This is a genomic window from Allobaculum sp., assembly GCF_047010065.1.
Taxonomy (GTDB): domain Bacteria; phylum Bacillota_I; class Bacilli_A; order Erysipelotrichales; family Erysipelotrichaceae; genus Allobaculum; species Allobaculum fili.
Map to the genome: position 1 here is coordinate 1 of NZ_JBKXLD010000040.1, position 19,610 is coordinate 19,610.

Genomic DNA, 19,610 nt, shown 5'->3' on the forward strand with positions numbered 1-19,610 from the left:
ATTATCCCAAGGAGGCGGTCGAGAAAATACCCGTCTTTTATTTGACGCTTACAAACCCTCCTGCCCTCAGACGCAAAGAAAGGATCAGGGTTCAGCTTCTGTGCGCAGATGTTTCGCCGGTTCTGGAAAAATTGTATTTCAATACAATAATTCCGTGGAAAAATTGTACCAGAATACAATTTTTCCAGAATCATGCATTTTTTTGCACAACAGGGTTCGAAATGGGGAATCTGCTATTCGAAAACAGAGAAAAAGCGGCAGAACACAGAGTGCTCTGCCGCAGGAATAACGATGGAAAGGAATGACCCGAAAGCTTCGGGACTGTCCATTTGGCGAAAACGCGATTAAGCGCTGCGCTCTTCGATTACGATGCCGGTATCCGGGTCAACTTCAACCAGGATATTGCGTCCAGTGTCCTTGTCGAAGAGGTGGATCCGGTCAGTGTTTACAGCGAGTTCAACGACATCGCCGGCTTTGGTCTTGGAAGAAGGATCCACTGCCGCGATGATCTGGGTTCCGTTGCAGTCTACGTAGAGGTTGCTGGCAGCGCCGAGCATTTCATAGACTTCCACTTTGCCTTTCGCCTTGGCTTCCGGGTGGCTTGCTACTTCTTCCGGATCGTCGGAAAGATCTTCCGGACGGATACCGAGGGTAACGGTGTCGCCGTCCTTGTAGCCTTTTTCGCGAACGCGGGCTGCGAATTTTTCTGGAATCAGGATATTGTCGTCGCCGATCGTGAGGTACGTCTTGCCGTCTTTTTCATTGATGACAACGTCCATGAAGTTCATCTGCGGAGAACCGATGAAGCCGGCAACGAACTTGTTGATTGGATAGTCGTACAGGTGGGCCGGGGTATCGATCTGCTGCACTTCACCGTCGCTCATGACAACGATACGATCGCCCAGGGTCATGGCTTCGGTCTGGTCGTGGGTTACGTAAATAATGGTAGCGCCCAGTTTTTCATGCAGTTTGGAAATTTCTACACGCATCTGGCCGCGCAGCTTGGCATCCAGGTTGGACAGCGGTTCATCCATCAGCAGAACCTTTGGATGACGGACAATGGCACGTCCCATGGCAACACGCTGTCTCTGACCGCCGGAAAGCGCTTTTGGCTTACGGTCGAGCAGGCTGTCCAGACCGAGCGTACGGCTGGTCTGTGCGACACGCTTGTCGATTTCTTCTTTTGGCAGTTTGGCAATCTTCAGCGGGAATTCCATGTTTTCGCGAACCGTTAAGAACGGATACAGGGCGTAGGACTGGAAAACCATCGCGATCTTGCGGTCTTTTGGATCGAGATCGTTTACGCGGTTGCCGTCGATGATCAGATCGCCGCCGGAAATTTCTTCCAGACCGGCAATCATGCGCAGCGTGGTGGATTTTCCGCAGCCCGAAGGACCTACGAAAATAACAAACTCGCCGTCTTTAACATCCAGGTTGAAGTCCTTAACGGCTTCAAAACCGTTTGGATACACTTTCTTAATATGTTTGAGATTGAGCTCTGACATAGCTTCTCCTTTATATACGGCTGGGAAAGTATCGCCGGCCTCACGCCCGCAAAATGCTTTCTAAGAAATCTCAAAATATAAATGGGGATCTCATCTGGGTCAAGGCAGATACCCATCCAGCTCTGACATTTTCAGAATAGGGGCTCAAAAGACGATGAACAAATCAGATGACTTGAAACGTTTCATTCCCTTCACGGCCAAGTTCAGCCGGAAAGGTCTTGAAAGTTCAGCTGGAGAAGATAGAAAATATATTTGTAAACTTTGCAAATCATATTGCAATTGCAACAGGATTTAGTAAATTATGATTAAGTTTAGTAAAACTTTACTGGCCATCCAAGAGGCCATAGAAAGAGGAAAAAATGGCTGATCAATCCATTCTGAAGCTCGTGGAATACGGCGTTCAGACCGGTCTGCTCCCGGAAAGCGAGCGGACGTATGCTGCCAACCTGCTTCTCGACCTGATGCACCAGGATGCATTGGATCAAACGGCTTACACCCCCGACGGATCCGAAATTTCTCTGCCGGAAGTCCTGAATAATCTACTGGACACTGCTGCAGAGCGTTCCATCATCGAAGACTCGATTACTTATCGGGATCTGTTCGATGCCAAACTGATGAACGCTCTTCTGCCGCGCCCTGCCCAGATTCAGGAAACGTTCGAAAAACTGTATGAAGAAAGCCCGAAAGCTGCAACGGACTACTTCTACAAACTTTCTCAGGATTCCAACTATATTCGCCGCGATCGTATTGCCCGCGACGAGCGCTGGAGTGCCGATTCGCCGTATGGAGAAATCGAACTTTCGATCAACCTCTCCAAACCGGAAAAAGATCCGAAAGCGATCGCTGCTGCTAAATCCGCTCCGCAGTCGGCGTATCCAAAATGCCAGCTGTGCATGGAAAACGAAGGCTACGCCGGTCGTGTCAATCATCCAGGCCGTACAAACCACCGCATCATTCCTATCACCGTCAACAATTCCCGCTGGGGCTTCCAGTACTCCCCTTACGTGTACTACAACGAACACTGCATCGTCTTTAACGGCGAACATACGCCAATGGCGATCAACCACGACACGTTCGTAAAACTGTTCGACTTCATCGATCTGTTCCCCCATTACTTCCTGGGCAGCAACGCCGACCTGCCGATCGTAGGCGGAAGCATCCTGTCCCACGACCACTTCCAGGGCGGAAACCACGAATTCCCAATGGCAAAAGCCGAAATCGAAGAAGAAGTGACGATTCCTGGATTTGAAGACCTCAAAGCCGGCATCGTGAAATGGCCAATGGCGGTTATCCGTCTGCGCGGAACTGACCGCACGCGCGTTATCACCGCAGCCGATCACATTCTCGATACCTGGAGAGGCTACTCCGATGAATCTGCCGGAATCCTGGCGAACGCCAACGGCGAACCGCACAACACCATTACGCCAATTGCCCGCAAACGTGACGGCGAATACGAACTCGACCTCGTCCTGCGCTGCAACATCACCAGCGAAGAACATCCGATGGGTGTCTTCCATCCGCATGCGCAGTGGCATCACATTAAAAAGGAAAACATCGGTCTGATCGAAGTTATGGGTCTGGCTGTCCTGCCGGCTCGTCTGAAAAAGGAAATGTCCGATCTGAAGAAAGCCATGCTCAACGGCGAAGATCTGCGTGCCAATCCGGAACTCGAAAAGCACGCCGACTGGGCCGAAGAAATCATGAAGAAATACGATACGATCAATGCAGAAAATATCGATCAGATCATTCATGACGAAATCGGCATCGTCTTCACGCACGTTCTTGAAGACGCCGGCGTCTACAAAACCGATGCCGAAGGCCGCAAGGCGTTCCGCCGCTTCATCGACGCGCTTTAATACAAAATCATTCTCAATTCTTCCCGGTTTGCAGGCGCATTATTCTGGAAAGAAAAGACAGAATCATCTGAAATAAAAGCGGCTTAAATCTCTAGCACTCAAAGACGTTTTCCCGCCGGCATCCGCCGGTGCGGATAAACCGCAATAGATGTCCTGCTTTATATACAGCGGGATCCCAGTGAGGATCAGAAAGAAGGTAATCTGAAATGAAAATCTTAGTAACGGGCGGTGCCGGCTACATTGGAAGCCACACCTGCGTAGAACTGCTCAACAACGGCTACGATGTTGTCGTTCTTGACAACCTGTACAACTCCAGCGAAAAAGCGCTCGACCGCGTAGAAGAAATCACCGGCAAAAAAGTGAAATTCTACAAAGGCGACGTTCTGAACATGGACGATCTGAACCGCGTATTCGACAACGAACAGATCGATGCCGTCATCCACTTCGCCGGTCTGAAAGCCGTAGGCGAAAGTGTTCGCAAGCCAATCGAGTACTACAACAACAACATCGCCGGAACCATCAACCTGCTGGAAGCCATGAGAAACCACAATGTGAAAAACATCATCTTCTCCTCTTCCGCTACCGTTTACGGCGACCCGGCCGAAATGCCAATTACCGAAAAATGCCCGAAAGGCACCTGCACCAACCCGTACGGCTGGTCCAAATGGATGCTCGAGCAGATTCTGATGGACGTTCATACCGCCGATCCGGAATGGAACGTTATGCTTCTGCGTTACTTCAACCCGATCGGCGCGCATGAATCCGGCCGCATTGGCGAAGACCCGAAGGGCATCCCAAACAACCTGCTCCCATATGTAGCACAGGTTGCCGTTGGTAAACTCAAGGAAGTCGGCGTATTCGGCAATGACTACCCAACACCAGACGGAACCGGTGTTCGCGACTACATCCACGTCGTTGACCTGGCGAAAGGCCACGTTGCGGCACTCGATCAGATCAAGCATGGCGCCGGCCTGAAAATCTACAACCTCGGAACCGGACATGGAAGCTCCGTACTCGACGTTATCCACGCCTTCGAAAAAGCCTGTGGTCATGAAATTCCATATTCCATCAAACCGCGTCGTGAAGGCGACATCGCTGCATGCTACGCAAAATGCGATCTGGCCAAAGAAGAACTCGGCTGGACAGCGCAGTACGACCTCGATGACATGTGCGAAAGCTCCTGGAAATGGCAGTCCAACAACCCGGACGGCTACAACACACCAGAAAAGTAAGCCGATAATCCCCGCGTTCTAAATGAAAAATCGCCCATAAGGCTACGCGAAGAAAAATCCAGAACGGCTGGATCGCCAGCCAGTACTCAATAAAATTAAAGCAGCAGGCAAATTTCCTGTAAGACCAGGTCTGAACAGACCGGTCAGACAAAGGAGAAGAAGCCTGCTGCTTTTTTAATGTCTTGAGTTAGTAAGCAGAAAGGAAAGCGGGAAAAAGGAGCGGAATCTGCATAGGCAAATCCATAAAGATGCGTGCGGCCTTCACGCAAGACGAGTCACCGGTTTTGGGCAAGGACAGTCACATTTCAGCATTTTTCTAAAAACGTGAGAATACGGTTCGAAAAATCGAAAAACACGTGAGAATACCGAGCGTAAAACTCAAAAAAACGTAAAAAGGTGTCGATCTGTTTGCTGGAAATACTAGGGTGAAGGCTGGCATGCGGTTATCAGATTTTCCTGTGAGGACGAAGACCGAGGATTCCTTTTGTCAGAAAATGGCCTTGAATAAGGGTGCCGGAAAATCGTGCGGAGTCCAGTTTTGCTAGAACAGCAAAGTTGAATTTGACTAGATTCATCTGAAAAAAGTGCAGAAACAGCCTCAAACGGCTGTTAAATTTAAAAACGAACCGAAAGAAATTGTGCACATAACTTGAATACGGGGCCAAAACAGCCCTTGTATAGCTTTCAATCTGTTAAATTATTCGTGTAACTCCTAAATCCAGTTGACCCGAACGGGCTGGCAGCTTTTGCAAAGTATGAACTGCTGACCATTTTTCCGAATGAGAGGTCTTTTGCGCGATTTGGGAAAGCAGAAAGGAACGCTATGACATCAAAGCTGAAAATTGCAGTTGCGGGTACAGGATATGTCGGTCTTTCGCTTGCTGTGCTTCTGAGTCAGAAGCATCAGGTAACAGCTGTTGATATTATTCCGGAGAAAGTGGAAATGATTCAAAAACGGATTTCTCCGATCCAGGATTATGAAATCGAATCATTCCTCGCGACGAAAGATCTTGACCTGACAGCAACTACAGATTCTGCATCGGCGTATCAGAATGCAGATCTCGTTCTGGTGGCTACGCCGACCAATTATGATTCCGAACGGAATTATTTTGATACGTCAGCCGTTGAATCCGTTATTGAAGAAATTCGAACGGTAAATCCAGAAGCGTTTATCGTAATCAAGTCGACGATCCCTGTGGGATTTACCAAGTCGATCAATGAAAAATATAAAACGGATCATATTCTGTTCAGCCCGGAATTTTTACGGGAAGGACATGCGCTTTACGATAATCTGTTTCCAAGCCGGATTATTGTCGGAGCAGATTTAGAAGATCCGATTCAAGTCGAAGCCGCCCATCGGTTTGGCGACCTTCTTAAGGATGCGTCCCAGAAAAAGGATGTTCAGGTCCTGTACATGGGATCAACGGAAGCAGAAGCGGTAAAGCTTTTTGCCAATACCTACCTGGCTCTTCGCGTATCGTTCTTCAATGAACTGGATACGTATGCGGAGATGAAAGGTCTGTCGACCCGAGACATTATCGATGGAGTCTGTCTGGATCCGAGAATCGGCTCCCAGTACAACAACCCGTCTTTCGGCTATGGCGGCTATTGTCTGCCGAAAGATACCAAACAGCTGCTCGCAAATTATGAACACGTACCACAGAACATGATTGGAGCGATTGTAGAAGCCAATCGAACTAGAAAAGACTTTGTAGCCGATCGTGTGCTGAAAATGGCAGGCTATGAGGAAGATACAGTCGATCGCTATTCGAAAAAGAAAAAACACCCGGTTACAATCGGTGTTTATCGTCTGACGATGAAAGCGCACAGTGATAATTTCCGTCACAGTTCGATTCAGGGAGTTATGAAGCGTCTTCGTGCTAAGGGTGCGAACATTGTGATTTATGAACCGGCTCTTGAAGACGGAGCGACCTTCTTTGGCTCTCTCGTAGTGAATGATCTGGATGAGTTTAAACGAATCAGCAATGTGATCATCGCAAATCGAAACGGCAAAGAACTGTCCGATGTGCAGGATAAAATCTACACCCGCGATATTTTCCATAAAGACTGATGGTACGGACACAGTATGGTTTTGTCTGGCTGTGTCAGGCTCTTGAAAAACAGAAGCCAAATTACAGAACGAATTGCAGCGTTTCCATAATGGCGTTAAAAAAGGTGAAGTGTCTTAACACCAGGACTTTCCCGCTATGGGAAGAAGCTGGTGAAAACGCTTCACCCTTTTTTCTTTCCTGCTTAATGTACAGTCATTTTTGAAAAAGTCTGTACTTATATCGGCAAAATAAGAGGTAAATGGCATAAAAATAATTTTTATTAGATTATTCAAGCAATTCCCGTCAGAGGGAAATCTACCCAGTCTAGTTGCTTTTCGTGTAGTATATTATCGGTTTTGGCAAGCATGCTAAAAAGACAAACCTGTTACAAATCTATATAGGAGCTTAGGTATGAAGAAATTTTGGGAATTTTGTCTCAGACATCCATACTGGACAGCTTTCCTGGCCGTGTTTATTCCAAGACTGATTTTTACGGTGGGGATAAAGACGATGTCGATTTCCGGAGATGAAATCTTCTCTTTCTGGCCTGCTGCAAAACTGGCTGGATACGACTGGAGCGGCGTCATGGAAGGCTACCGCTATTACGGATTCGGGTATACGGCTCTGCTTACCCCGTTTTTTCTTTTGATCCGTGATCCGGCTGTGCTTTATAAAACATTAGTTGTTCTGATGGCGCTTTTTCAGAGTCTGACAGCACCCCTTGTCTGCTATTTGATGAAGCGGTTTTTTCATGTCACGAACCCTTTGCGAAGAATTATTTCCGGAATTGTCTGCTCGTTTTGCGTAGCGCTTCGAGCGGTCTACACGTATCCGGAATTTTTGTACGACTTTCTGATCTGGAGCATTGTCTGGATTTTGCTGATTCTTACCGAGAAGGCGAGTCTGAAATGGACGATTTTTCTGTGGGTGGTGACCGGGTATGCCATAACCGTGCACAGTCGAGGAATCACCCTGGTTTTTGCGATCCTCGCTGCGGCAGTGCTTTATCAGATCTGGTTTAAAAAGCCTTTGCTGGACTGGCGAGTCACAATCGTACTGGCGGTTGCAGCTCTTCTGTTTTACAAGTTTGGAATTCAGTTCGTTCTCAATTACCTGGGAATGAATCGCCCAGTGGGAAATACGTCTGTAACCGTAAAATCTGGAACACTCTCCCTTTTCCTTGGAGAGCCTAAATCCTGGATCAGCTGGTTCTATATCATCCTTGGGCAGCTGAATGAAGGCATTATGATGAGTGCCGGGCTGGCTGTTCCGGCTGTCTGGATCCTCATGAAGATGATTTTTTCGAAAGCGGAAAGAATCAATGAGAACCGACAGATTCTTTGCGTAGCTGTCTTCAGCTTCGCAGCCATCATCATCACGATCGGCGGTCAGTCCATTACAGAACTTTCAGCGGTTTATGAAGCGATGTTCACGAATGGAAACAGGGACGCTTTTCGCATGGTGACATACCTTCGCTACTATGGGGCTTATGCGTCTCCGCTCCTGATGGCAGCAATCTGTGCGTTTCAGAACAAAGAGCGTCTTCAGTCCATTCTGGTTCCGTCCATTGTTACTTCACTCCTGCTGCAGGGGCTGTTTGTGATTCTGGTTGTTCCATATATTAATCACTTTAATGGATCCGTCTGGAGCTATGCCCCATTCTTTGGAACCCGGGGATTTGTAGACAACATCAGTACGGCAGCCTATCTGGCAGGCGTATTTGCGATGCTCCTTCTTCAGGGAGTGTATCTTCTCCTTCTTAAAAAGAATTTTAAAAAATGGATTCTGCCTTTGGCTGCTCTCGTCATGATTTACGTATATGGATTTAACTGTATCCATCATGAAGGGTATCGTTCCCGGCAAAATGCACAGGCAGTTGAAGAGGGAATTGCCTACATAAAGAAAAATGCTGCAGACCGCACGATTTATGTAGCCAATGTGCCGGCAGGTTCCGCTGGCCAGGGCGTGGCATGGCTTTATCAGTTTGCCCTTCCTGATATTCCAGTTCAGGAGTATACGTCCGTTCCCGAAGAAGATAACGCGGTGGTTATTACGAATACCGATACGGATCAAAACCTCCTCGATCAGGGCTTTCAGCCGACTGCCCTGAATGATGGCTGGTTCATATATGAAAGGAATTAAGCATGAAGCTAATTATTCAGATCCCCTGCTTTAACGAAGCAGAAACCCTGGAAGTCGCTCTGAATGATCTTCCAAAGCATATTGATGGAATCGATGAAATTGAGTACCTCATTATCAATGATGGAAGCCACGACAACACGGTTGAAGTCGCTAAAAAATGGGGCGTAAACTATGTCGTCAATTTTCGAAATAACAAAGGACTGGCCAGAGGATTTATGGCGGGTCTCGATGCCTGCCTGCGCAATGGAGCAGATATTATCGTCAATACGGATGCCGATAACCAGTACTGCGGAGAAGATATTGAAAAACTGGTACGCCCTATCCTGAATGGGGAAGCCGGCATGGTCATCGGCGAACGTCCGATTGATGATACAGAACATTTTTCTCCGCTGAAGAAGAAGCTCCAGCATCTTGGAAGCTGGGTGGTACGCAAAGCCAGTCAGACGGATATCCCCGATGCGCCAAGCGGTTTCCGTGCGTACTCCAGACATACAGCCATGCGAATGAACGTGGTGAATGACTACACCTACACTCTGGAAACCATCGTGCAGGCCGGTCGAAGAAAAATGGCTGTAACGAGTGTTCCAATCCGAACCAACCCGGAACTGCGCCCAAGCCGTCTTTTCCACAGCATGTTCGGCTATGTAAAGAAAAGCATGCTTACTATTCTGCGATCCATGATGCAGTACAAGCCGCTGTACTGTTTCACCATTCTCGGATCCATTCTCAGCCTGATTGGCCTGATCGTGCTGATTCGTTTTCTTGTCTTTTATTTTCAGGGAGCTGGAAACGGTCACATTCAGTCTCTGGTTATCGCATGCATGTTGATTACGATCGGCGTAATTGGCTTCTTCTGCGGACTGCTTGGAGACACAATTGCCGCAAACCGAAGACTGCTTGAAGAAGTTCAGTTTGAACTCAGACGAATGGACTATGGCTTGAGTGAAGAAGAAGTGAAGCAAAAAGACGACCCGAACAAGGCTGGAGAATATGGTGGCGAATAAAAAGATTGATGCGGTAGTGGTCACCTTCAACCGTAAAGAAATGCTGATGGAGACGATTCATGCCATCCTGACCCAGACGTATCCTGTTAATCGGCTGATCCTCGTGGATAACAACAGTACAGATGGGACAATTGAGCATTTGAAAGCAGCGAGAGTTCTAAACGATTCGCGTGTAGAACTTGTGGCATTAGATCAAAACACAGGCGGAGCAGGCGGATTTCATGCGGGAATGAAGAAGTCCTATGAAATCGGCGATGCGGATTGGGTTTGGATTATGGATGATGACGTTGAACCGGCATCGGACTGTCTTGAAAAGCTAATAGAAGCAGAAGAAAAACTTCCGCAGCCCGTCAGTTTTTTAGCCAGCTCCATTCGAGGATTGCAAGATGAACCGATGAACGTTCCTAAACTCCCAAAAGGAATGACCACAGGATATGTCGATTGGTATAAGTATCTAGGGGATGGAATCGTAAATATATCAAAGGCTACGTTTGTATCGCTTTTGATTAATGCGGACGCAATTAAAAAATGCGGACTTCCCTGGGCTCCATTTTTCATCTGGGGTGATGATTCAGAGTACACACAGAGAATCATTCGGGATTTTGGCCCTGCATACATGGTGGGAAAAAGCAAGGCAGTTCATAAGAGAAAATCAGCAGATGCCCTGTCCATTGTAAAAGAAGACAATCCGAATCGAATCAATATGTTTTTTTACTACTACAGGAATAACTTGATCGGATATTGGGAGTATGAAGGTGCATTGTACCGTTTCCTGTGCATGGGGAAACTGGGCTATGATTTCTTCCACGTTTTATTTAAAGGGAAGTATAAAGCTAAAAAAATGGGAGTGATTTTAAAAGCTTTTAATGCTTTTGTCTTTGGAACGTATGACAGACAGTCCTTTAAAAATCGGAGTCAGATATGAATGAAAAAATCGCTGTAGTAATACCGGTCTATAACGTTGAAAAGTATATCTCCAAATGTATTGAGAGTGTCTGTACTCAAAGTTACCCCAACTTGGAAATAATTCTGGTTGATGATGGCTCTACAGACTCCTCAGGAGAAATCTGTGATGCATATCAGAAAAAAGATGATAGAATCCGAGTTTTTCATACTCCTAATAGAGGCTTGTCCGTAGCCCGGAATTATGGTGTTCAGCAGTCAGAATCTAACTGGGTGATTTTTATAGATTCGGATGATTTTGTAACCTCTAGATATGTAGAAGATCTCAACACCATTCGTTTGAAGGCAGGAAGCGAAATCTCTGTCACTCAGGTAAAAAAAATAAATGAAGAAAGTGCAGCGTATATATATTCTCAGAGTGGACTGAGTAAACTGGCTGCACCGGATATTGTAAAAATGACTGTTTCGGATGCTCTTGCCAATATGTACTACAGGAAGGGAATTCCGATTTATGCTCCAGGAAAACTTTATTTAAAAAGCATCTTAACGAAGCATCCGTTTCGTATAGGCGAGCAGTATGAGGATTTAAGCATCATGCATCACCTTTTTTCCGAAGCAAACGCGATTGGCTTTGCACAAGTGGAAAACTATTATTACCTGCAGCGTCCATTCAGTATCGTCAATTCTAAGTTTTCGGAAAATAAGATGATTCAGATTCCAATTTGCAAGGAAATCCATCAATTTATTGAAGAGAAATATCCGAAAGCATTATGCGCAGCAGAATCAAAACAGTTTGTTGTAGCTCTGAATTTATATGTTGACGCTCGGACTCATCACGCAGACAAACAGGTCCTTCGAAAGCTGAAAAAAGAAGCAGGCCGTTACGTGACTAATATTCAAAAAGACAAGAATAATTCAACTGCAATACGTCTGCTGGCTAAATTGTTTCCTGCGAGTTTAGTGCTGCTTCCAAGTGCAATGCAGATCCTGAGGAAAGCGCAGAATGCAGGCTGGATTAAAATTAATAACCCATTTTAGGAGGGCCACAATTTGAATGGACTTGTAAGTGTAGTGATCCCTGTATATAACGGAGAAAAATTCCTCAAAGAAACTGTCAGCAGAATTCAAAACTCAAAATATGAAAACATAGAAATTATTCTTGTGAATGATGGCAGTACAGATACAAGTCAGCACATATGTGACGCTCTGGCAAAGCAGGATAAAAGAATCAGGATCTTCCAAAAAGAAAATGGCGGAATCGCGGACGCCAGAAATTATGGAATGAGACAGGCAGTCGGTGAGTTCATCTGTTTTGTTGATCAGGATGATGTAGTAGCACCGGACATGTATCAAGATTTAGTGACTCTGTTGAATCAGGATGATTCCGATTTTGCAATGGGTGGTACAGCAAAATTAGCGGGTGATGGAACTACCCCTTTTGAAACTTTTGATGATGGCTGTTTTAACAAACAGCAAATTTATCACGATTTTTTTCTCTCAATGGTTTATGGCAGTTTTTTACCTGCTCAGGCCGAGAATTCAAAAAGACATTATCCATCTATTTGGAAATGCCTTTTTCGTAGAGCATTTATTGATGAAAATTCGCTGACGTTCAGAAAAATTATTGACTTTGAAGATGATTTGACGTTTATGCAGGAAGCTTATTTGTATGCGAATTGTGTATCGACATCTTCAAAGATCTATTACTACTGGAGAATAAATCTAGGCTCTGAGAGTTATACATACAAATATATTAAAGATTATGATCAAAGATACAAAAATTATTATGATTATATTCTTGGGATCCTCGAAAAATCAAAACTTAGCGAGCAGGAGATCAGATCCTGGCAGCAAATTCTCTGCGGTCAGTATCTTATTGGAAAGATTGAGAATATTAATTCTCCGAATAATCCGGCTGGTTATTTTGAAAAAACGAAACAGACAAAAAAAGCAATACAGCACGTTCAAAACCAGACGGACTCCATTTCAAAGTTACAGGTCAGAAAAGGTGTGGTTAAAAACCGAGTTTTTCTTAGTCTGATTCGAAAGAGGTTTTATTTTTTGATTCCTCCCGCGGTCTACTTTTTTAATCGTGCCGGATCAAAAATGCAGAAGAATAATTTTTTATCACACATTTCATACCTCACGAAAAAGTAGATACTCAATTATTGACGATTGAAGGTTAGCTGCTAATTGAACTGGCTCTTGTTATTAGATTAGAAAGGCCCTATATGAAAAAGATTATCGCTTTGTATTTGCCTCAGTTTCATAGAATTCCTGAAAACGATGAATGGTGGGGGCCAGGATTTACGGATTGGGTGAATGTAAAAAAAGCTGTTCCCTTATTTAAAGGGCATTTACAGCCTAGAGTTCCTCTTAACCACAATTACTATGATTTAAGCGATCCCAAAGTTCTTGCAGACCAATCTAGTTTAGCCCTGGCTTATGGAATTGATGGATTTTGTTTTTACCATTACTGGTTTAATGGGAAGCTTCTGCTTGAAAAACCGGTTGAACAGTTACTGACAAATACGGATGTAAAAATTCCTTTTATGTTTTCCTGGGCTAATGAGACCTGGGCAAGGACCTGGGACGGTCGAGAAAAAAGCATACTTATTCAGCAAGAATATGGAGGGGAAAAAGACTGGGAATCCCATCTGCAGTATTTTCTGCCCTTTTTTAAAGATGAGCGATACATCAAAATCGATAACAAGCCAGTTCTGCTTCTTTATACTTCTTCTCGAATTCAAAACTGTGCAGAGATGGTCGATTTTTGGAATAGAAGACTGCGCGAATATGGATTTGATGGAATCTATATTCTCGAAACGCTTAACTATATTCAGCCAAAGCCTGTTTTACCAAATGCTGCTGGGACAATGACCTTCGAACCTGTATATACTTTTTCGAACGAGATGAAAAAACAGAGCCTTCCAGCAAAAATCGATCGTTTTTTGAAGGTAAATATGAATTTACATAAACTTACGAAGTATGACTCAAAAAGTGTGTTTGAAAATATAGCCAATCGCTCGCAACCTGAAAACAATAACCCTTCAGTCTGTGTTGGATGGGATAATACAGCGCGAAAAGGGAAAAACGGCAGCGTGATGGTAGATAATGATCCGCAATATTTTAAGGATACGCTGCATAAACTCATGACTGAAGATACGACAGGACCATTTGTATTCATCAACGCATGGAACGAATGGGCCGAAGGAACGTATCTTGAGCCAGATAACTTTTATGGAACCAGATATCTGGAAATCATTGAGCAGGAGAAACAAAGAGAGAAAACGAATGACGAAAAAACGGAAAAGCCTAAAATATAACTTCATTATTTATATTCTCCGAACTTTGGTTGTAACCTGCTCTTCCTTGTTGATTTTCCCTTACGCCTCTCGAATGCTTGGTGTAGCACCGATCGGTAAAGTCCAATACATTCAGTCAATCGCATCGTATTTTCAGCTCTTTGCCTCGTTTGGTGTGACGACTTACGGAATTCGTGAAGGCTCTAAACACAGGGATGAACCTGTATTGCTGAACAAACTAATTATTGAGCTGATTGTAATAAATTTTATCTGTACTGTGATTTCTCTAATCGCCTATGGATTGTTTACTGCTTTATTTATTCCAGATACTTACTCGAAACTGCTATGGGTATTTTCGGTATACATTATTGTCTATGGCTTAAACTTTGACTGGTATTTTAATATCTATGAGCAATACACCTATATAACAATTCGATCTGTAATTGGTTCGCTTTTATCTTTAGTAGTTGTATTTCTTTTTGTCAAAAGTCCTCAAAATTATCTTATTTATGCAGTGTCAATCGTAATTCCTTATGCTGTCAGCTTTATTCTGAATGGCGGAGAGATTGTAAAGAATTTAACGCGTGTTCAATTGTCCTTGAAATCGATAATGCGTCACTTGAAGCCTTTGACGGTAATTTTTTCTGTTATTGTCGCGACGAACGTATATTCATTACTTGACTCCTCTATGCTTGGAGCTATGCAGGGAGATATGAGTGTGGGGCTCTATACAGCAGCTTCAAAACTGACCAGACTTGCTTCAACTTTTGTTACTGGAATATTCGGAGTATTTACTCCTCGTTTGACTTATTACATAGGCTTGGGAAACAAAGAAGAGTATCGCAAACTGGCAACAAAGATTGCTCGTCTGATTATGCTGGGCGGAATTTTAATTAGCGTATATATGTCAGTATTCAGCAGACAGCTGATTACCCTGTATAGCGGTGAAGCTTATTTAGCTGCAGATCCCGCTATGAAAATTCTCTCTATTAATTTTCTGTTTTCGATTGTTGACTGTTATATGGGATGGCAGCTCCTGGTGCCAAACAATAAAGAATCCGTCATGCTGAAAGCCACGATAGTCGGTTCAGTAATTGACGTTCTTCTTAATCTTCTTCTGATCCCCCGGTTTAATGTACTTGGCGCAACTGCTGCCACCTTTGCAGCAGAAATTTCAGTGTTTATTCTCCTCTTCTTAAATTGCAGGCACATGGTAAAACTCAATTCGGTGAAAAGAACCGTACTCAAAACTCTTCTTTCTGTTGGCGTTACGGTGGTTGGTATATATGCTCTCCAATTAAACGTTCTGAATTGGAAAATGGCGCTGCTTGTGGTCCTCCCACTTGCCCTAATTGTGAACTTAATTCTCTTATACTTGCTCAAAGAAAAGACTATTTTAGAGGTGTGTGATGAAATCAGAAGTAGAATTTCAACCCGCAAATATTCGAAAAACCAGTAAATATCTTCCTTGGCTGTTAATCATCTTAGGCGTTGTAAGTCTTTTAGTTATTCCCTTGATTGGTTACAAACAGGTTTCCATTCCGCAGATTTATCAAGATGAATTTGGGTATTGGGGAGATGCGGCTTTTTTCAACGGACAGAACTGGTCGACTGTAATTTCGACGATTCCGTACTATTCTTTTGGATATTCGCTGATCCTAAAGCTATTCATTAGCTTAACTGGATCCTATACGAATGCTTATGCCCTGGCCCAAATGGTTAACGGGCTATGGTTAGCGCTAACGTTCCTGCTGTTAATTCGTCTTATCAAACTGCTCTATCCTAAAACTATTAAAAGCAGTTGGGCAATTTTTTTCGCTTATATATCCGTTGTCTATGCTTCGAATATTCTTAATTCCCATTTCACATGGCCTGAGTGTTTTCTTTCGCTCTTGGTCGTGATGTTGACTGTGCTTTTTGTTAAGTTGCTTAAAACATACAACTTGATTTATTTTATAAGTATTTCTGTTTTGTGTGCCTACATCTATTATGTGCATCAGAGAATGATAGGCTTTGTTCTCTCTGTTTTTATAATATTAGTTATCTCGGTTTTTTTTCAAAAAACAAAGAGAGATGCCATCTTAAAACTTCTCATTTTTTTCCTTACTTTTGGAATCATCTACTTTTTGTTTTCGCTTTTGAAGACGGATCTGATCAATAATCTTTGGGTGTCCAGTCCTAGTTCCAATGTAAATAACATTAGCGGGCAGGCAGGTAATATTCGATATCTGTTTACTATTTCAGGTATACGTGATTTTCTGCTTTCTTTTTCCGGAAAGCTATTTTATCTGTTTACTGCGACTTTTTTTGTGATTCCACTTCTCTTGCTCCGTAGTGTGACAAGACTGTTCAAATGGATTCAGGGAAAATCAAAACGGCACCAAAAAACTGGGGAAAATGCCTGCGCGGATGAGTTGGCTTTGGTTTACTTATTTGTCTTATTGTCCTTTCTTTTATCCGCAGGAATCAGCTCGGTTTCCATGATTACTCCAACGACAATTAGCCATGTGGTTTATGGCAGATATTTGGAGCCTCTTTATAGTGTTGGTCTGGCCCTTGGATTTGCAGAGCTGTTTCTTAGAAAAATGAGTTTTACAGAGTTGTTGATCTTAATGGGTATTTACGCTCTAACTGTTCTTTCGGTTTCCTGGCAATGCAATCAGGGTGAGCTTCGATGGAGAGCACCGGTGAACAATAGTGCAGTTACATGGTTCGTAAAGGAAAACTGGATTGAATTGAGAAACTGTCTCTTACTCACTGGGATTGGAGTGGTGCTGCTCTTTATGGCAGAGAGAAAACGGATTCTCTATTGCCTCATTCTAACGATAATGGGGATTTACTGGATTGTTACGGGCAATCAAGCTTACAAGGATCACGTAAGTGATTGGGGTGCCTATCAAGAAGACAATGTGGCAATCTCAGAATATATTCGCAATTTCGAAAATCAGCATGATGAAAACATACAGGTAGTTATTGTAAATAGCGATATTGGTCGGCTTCCGAGCCGTAACCCAGGCAATGGCTTGCAGTTTTTAAATCCAAATGCAGAATTTGAGGTCTACTCAGAATGGGATCAGAGTTTGGCTAAGACGTTCGAAAATGGAGATGTTCCCGGACTTCTTGTTACTTCAGAAGCCGCTGATATTGAAGGTTTAGATGAGCCTGTGTATACCACTGACCATTACCAGATCTATATTCTGAAAGAATGAACAACCCAATAAAATTTTCAGAACTCCGCTCAGAAGATTTTGAATGCTTTACAAAAGAATGAAATCTAAAAAGCGAAGGCTTTAAGACCCGGATGTTTCTTAAAGAAATCCTCAGGAAGTCTGAAAGTCTTCGCTTTTGTTGGTGAAATGAGCTTTTATTTCGCAGCGGATTTTTCCGCAAGGCTTTTGCGAACGGAATTGTACAGACCGATCGCAAGAATCAGAATCGCGATCGGGCAGATCCAGGAGAGCAGGGTTCCGGACCAGGAAAGGATGGAATCCAGACCGGTGCAGGCGACAACGGCGCCGGCAACGGTAAAGGTGATCAGCCAGGAACGGTAGGAAAGTTTGCCGAACGTTTCCTGGAAGTATTCCGCGCAGCAGGCGAGAAGACCGGAGCAGACGTTCAGGCAGGCGATCAGGAAGATCAGACCGGAAAGAATGCGTCCAAGGCTTCCCCAGGTCTGAGTAGCCGCGGCAGAAAGAATCTGCGCACCGTTTGTGAAGGAACCGAAGAGCACGCTGTTGCGAGACGAGCAAACCGCCAGAAGAATGTACACGAGAGCAAGAAGAATACCGGCGCAGACTGCGGAAAGCGCAAGCGCCTGATTTTTCTTCTTGATGTTCATTTTTTCGATGTTGGTCGTAATCAGAATGCCAAAGCAGAAGGCGGCCAGAATATCCATGGTCTGATAGCCTTCGTTCAGGCCGGTCCAGAAGGGGCTGTTCGCAAATGCGGCAGCCGGAGCGGAAACACTGGCTGGCGCAAACAGAAGCGGAATGCAGACGCAGAGGATCAGAATCAGAAGAATCGGGCCCATGATCTTGCCCAGAATATCCTTAAGCTTTCCGGGATGGACAGCCATGAAGTAGGCGGCAATAAAAAAGAGACAGATCGCCGCAATCTGAACGGGTCTGGCCGGAATCAGCCAGGACCACATTTCCATCGCGGTTCCGGCGGTACGCGGAATGGCGATGCATGGACCGATCAGTAAATAGACGATGGTCATGAAAATTGGACCGAGCGGCTTCCAGATTTTGCTGATCATATTGGAAGCGGTCCGGTACGGGGCGATGATGCAGATGGAGACAACCGGCATGACCACACTGGTGACGAGCATGCCGCTTAAAGCCGGAACGAGAGCACTGCCTGCCTGCGCCCCAAGGTAGGGAGCAAAGATCAGGTTTCCGGCGCCAAAGAACATGGAAAACAAGGTGATTCCCAAAATCAAAATATCTTTAGTCATAGAAAAATTGTAGCATTCGAAGACAATTCCATACTTTTATAAGTGCATAAAGTACATCATCCAGACGAAAACGTATTCATATTTCGTTTGCCCCCTGCCAATTCACGAATTCCATGTTCTGCTACAATAAAATCCAAAGAGAAAGGCAGGCTGAAGGCCCCAGAACCTGTAAATAAGCCTTCAGAACAAGAGAACGATTTGCAGAAAGGAGCAATGTATGGAAACAGTTCCCTATAACAAGAAAATTTCCGACGCCATTCAGGATGTACTCGAAGGCGGAAACTGGAAATACGATTTTGATGAGATCAACGGAATGTTTACCCTGACGTTCGGGTCGTCTCAAGGACTGAATTACGACATGCTCATCCTGACCGGAGAAAAAGATTTTGAAACGACCATGAGCTTCCCCGTCGGAACGGAACGAGACGATCTGGATCTTATTTCCACCATGGCGGAGTTCATCTGTCTGGTCAATTACGAACGTCCTCGAAGCCTGTTCTTCTACCATCCGCAGCGCGGCGAGATCCGCTACCGGGAGCGGGTGAAGGTCAATCCATACAATCCGGAAAAGGAAAGCGTTCTGGCGAGTCTGGTCATGGCCATTGGAGAAATTCATTCCATTACGCCGGGGATTCTGGCGATCCTTTTTCAGGGTGCAACGGCAGAAGAAGCTCTGGCGATCATGGAAGCGGGCCACGATCTGGTATCCAGTTTCATGAACGCCCTCGAACATAACGCCACCGCGGAAGACTTCATTCTTTCCGACGAGACGGATTCCGAGGGAAATCCGAAAACCCCGCGCGCCTTTCGCTACGCGATCGATCTGAACACCGGGGAGTTCCTGAAAGGGGAATTCATCGACCCGGATGAAGAAGAGGAAGACGACGAGGAAGATCTGTTTAAGGACCCCGAAAGCTTCGATTCCTCGCTCAATTAGTACGGCGCAGATTGTACCGCGCAAAAGTCTGCATGCTGCAGCCGCTGGCTTTGTTGGGGTATTGCTTGAAAAACAGATTTACAATCGCGGGTGCGATATCCCAATCGATCCAGAGGATCGTCTGGAAGCCGTTCGGAATTAAAAAAGAAGCAGGATGCCCGCTGGACCGTAAGTGTCAAACAATCGACGGGTATACGCGAGACTGAATATTAGATACGC

At 44.8% G+C, this 19,610-nt stretch carries 15 protein-coding genes; 13 read left to right on the plus strand and 2 right to left on the minus strand.

Annotated elements, in window-relative coordinates:
• Positions 1–305: hypothetical protein (locus tag ACLUYS_RS05080; protein ID WP_412659295.1), on the plus strand; the 305-nt coding region annotated here is incomplete at its 5' end.
• A 39-nt stretch (positions 306–344) separates the two neighbouring features.
• Here the strand turns inward: ACLUYS_RS05080 and ACLUYS_RS05085 are convergent.
• On the minus strand, positions 345–1,505 hold the full coding sequence (locus ACLUYS_RS05085) for an ABC transporter ATP-binding protein (protein ID WP_412659296.1): 1,161 nt from the start codon (positions 1,503–1,505) through the stop codon (positions 345–347).
• A 359-nt stretch (positions 1,506–1,864) separates the two neighbouring features.
• Here ACLUYS_RS05085 and galT point away from each other — a divergent pair, with 359 nt between their 5' ends.
• The 11 genes from galT (at position 1,865) to ACLUYS_RS05140 (ending at position 17,207) form a co-directional block, all read left to right on the plus strand.
• A complete protein-coding gene (gene galT, locus ACLUYS_RS05090; RefSeq protein WP_288339274.1) occupies positions 1,865–3,361 on the plus strand; it encodes a UDP-glucose--hexose-1-phosphate uridylyltransferase in 1,497 nt (498 codons plus the stop codon).
• 206 nt (positions 3,362–3,567) lie between these two features.
• Positions 3,568–4,593: a UDP-glucose 4-epimerase GalE gene (gene galE, locus ACLUYS_RS05095; RefSeq protein ID WP_288339273.1), complete on the plus strand. Its 1,026-nt coding sequence runs from the start codon at positions 3,568–3,570 to the stop codon at positions 4,591–4,593.
• 835 nt (positions 4,594–5,428) lie between these two features.
• Complete coding sequence (locus ACLUYS_RS05100; protein WP_230266618.1) at positions 5,429–6,664, plus strand: nucleotide sugar dehydrogenase; 1,236 nt, start codon at positions 5,429–5,431, stop codon at positions 6,662–6,664.
• Positions 6,665–7,154: 490 nt separating this feature from the next.
• Complete coding sequence (locus tag ACLUYS_RS05105) at positions 7,155–8,786, plus strand: hypothetical protein (protein ID WP_412659297.1); 1,632 nt, start codon at positions 7,155–7,157, stop codon at positions 8,784–8,786.
• Positions 8,787–8,788: 2 nt separating this feature from the next.
• The gene (locus tag ACLUYS_RS05110) at positions 8,789–9,790 is read left to right on the plus strand and encodes a glycosyltransferase family 2 protein (protein ID WP_230266531.1); all 1,002 of its coding nucleotides are present in this window, start codon (positions 8,789–8,791) and stop codon (positions 9,788–9,790) included.
• Positions 9,777–10,715 carry a glycosyltransferase family 2 protein gene (locus ACLUYS_RS05115; RefSeq protein WP_230266532.1) on the plus strand — a complete coding sequence of 313 codons (939 nt, stop codon included), beginning with the start codon at positions 9,777–9,779 and terminating at the stop codon, positions 10,713–10,715. Before ACLUYS_RS05110 ends, ACLUYS_RS05115 begins: the two co-directional genes overlap by 14 nt.
• Positions 10,712–11,731, plus strand: coding sequence for a glycosyltransferase family 2 protein (locus tag ACLUYS_RS05120; RefSeq protein ID WP_412659298.1), 1,020 nt, complete (start codon positions 10,712–10,714; stop codon positions 11,729–11,731). The genes ACLUYS_RS05115 and ACLUYS_RS05120 overlap by 4 nt, the downstream gene beginning before the upstream one ends.
• Positions 11,732–11,743: 12 nt before the next feature.
• The gene (locus ACLUYS_RS05125) at positions 11,744–12,850 is read left to right on the plus strand and encodes a glycosyltransferase family 2 protein (RefSeq protein WP_230266534.1); all 1,107 of its coding nucleotides are present in this window, start codon (positions 11,744–11,746) and stop codon (positions 12,848–12,850) included.
• Positions 12,851–12,924: 74 nt separating this feature from the next.
• Positions 12,925–14,019, plus strand: a complete 1,095-nt coding sequence (locus ACLUYS_RS05130) for a glycoside hydrolase family 99-like domain-containing protein (protein ID WP_412659299.1) — start codon at positions 12,925–12,927, stop codon at positions 14,017–14,019.
• Entirely contained in the window at positions 13,988–15,457 is a 1,470-nt protein-coding gene (locus ACLUYS_RS05135; RefSeq protein ID WP_412659300.1) for a flippase, read from the plus strand. Before ACLUYS_RS05130 ends, ACLUYS_RS05135 begins: the two co-directional genes overlap by 32 nt.
• Positions 15,408–17,207, plus strand: coding sequence for a hypothetical protein (locus ACLUYS_RS05140; protein ID WP_230266537.1), 1,800 nt, complete (start codon positions 15,408–15,410; stop codon positions 17,205–17,207). The genes ACLUYS_RS05135 and ACLUYS_RS05140 overlap by 50 nt, the downstream gene beginning before the upstream one ends.
• Positions 17,208–17,362: 155 nt before the next feature.
• Here the strand turns inward: ACLUYS_RS05140 and brnQ are convergent, their stop codons facing one another.
• Entirely contained in the window at positions 17,363–18,454 is a 1,092-nt protein-coding gene (brnQ, locus tag ACLUYS_RS05145) for a branched-chain amino acid transport system II carrier protein (RefSeq protein ID WP_230266538.1), read from the minus strand.
• A 217-nt stretch (positions 18,455–18,671) separates the two neighbouring features.
• Between brnQ and ACLUYS_RS05150 the strand changes: the two genes are divergently transcribed.
• Positions 18,672–19,391 (plus strand): hypothetical protein, encoded by a 720-nt coding sequence (locus ACLUYS_RS05150; protein ID WP_230266539.1) that lies wholly within the window; start codon positions 18,672–18,674, stop codon positions 19,389–19,391.
• Positions 19,392–19,610: the final 219 nt, after the last annotated feature.